This is a genomic window from Kineothrix sp. MSJ-39 (assembly GCF_018917935.1).
GTDB lineage: Bacteria > Bacillota > Clostridia > Lachnospirales > Lachnospiraceae > CAG-194.
In genome coordinates this window covers 1-1,069 of sequence record NZ_JAHLPN010000049.1, presented here as the reverse complement: position 1 = coordinate 1,069, position 1,069 = coordinate 1, and the positions used below count along the sequence as shown (strand labels likewise).

1 protein-coding gene is annotated in these 1,069 nt (G+C 40.4%); it reads left to right on the top strand.

Translation table 11 applies throughout. From position 1 onward, the window contains the following. Positions 1-112 precede the first annotated feature (112 nt). Positions 113-1,048 (top strand): DDE-type integrase/transposase/recombinase, encoded by a 936-nt coding sequence (locus KQI22_RS13705; RefSeq protein ID WP_216553433.1) that lies wholly within the window; start codon positions 113-115, stop codon positions 1,046-1,048. Positions 1,049-1,069: the final 21 nt, after the last annotated feature.

Sequence of the window (1,069 nt, the reverse complement as noted above, 5' to 3'; positions counted from 1 at the left end):
TGTAGGATTACAATACATGTGTTACAACTGAATAATTAAAAAGCAGAGATACTCTCTTTGTGTTATATTTTAGTCACCACAACAAAAATTAACTTAAAAGGAGTTCTCTGCTATGGCTACTATAACACAAGATATGAGGTATCGTCTATCGCTTATTCATTACGCTGAAAAGTATGGTGTCACTAAAGCTGCTGTGAAATATAAAACCAACAGGCAGTACATTTATCGCTGGAAACGCCGCTTTGATGGTTCTCTGGAATCACTCCGCGACCATTCCCGCAGACCTCATCACCATCCTAACCAGCACACGCCTGAAGAAATCAAGCTTATTTTAAATATGCGCAAGCGTAATCCCGATGCCGGTTTGGTTATCTTCTGGGTAAAACTTATGCAGCGTGGCTATACTAGGTCTATTACCGGTCTATATCGTTTCCTTCGTAAACAGGGCATCATGGCTGTTAAACCTGCCAATCCCAAATATGTTGCTAAACCTTACGAACAGATGCAGTATCCGGGACAGCGCATTCAGATCGATGTGAAATTCGTTCCTTCTGTGTGTCTTGTAAATGAAGCTAAAGGGCAAAAATTTTATCAATATACCGCTATTGATGAATACTCCAGATGGCGTTTTGTTGAAGCTTTTGAAGAACACAGTTCTTATTCCTCAGCACTATTTCTTGAGCACTTAATCAAAGCTTTTCCCTGCCCAATCGAATGTGTTCAGACAGACAACGGGCAGGAATTCACCAAACGGTTCTGTTCTTATGGTGGTTCTGAAAAGCCTACTATTTTTCAGGTTAGGCTTTCAGAATACGGAATCAGACACAAACTGATCCGTCCCTTTACTCCGCGCCATAATGGTAAGGTTGAGAGAAGTCACAGGAAAGACAATGAACGTTTTTATGCCACTCACACCTTCTATTCTTTTGAGGACTTCAGTAAGCAGCTAACGCTTTATAATCGTAGAGATTACAACAATTTCCCTATGCACCCATTAAACTGGAAAACTCCCAAACAAGTGCTTATGGATTATCTTGCGTCAATGTAACACATGTTTGACAAACCTACA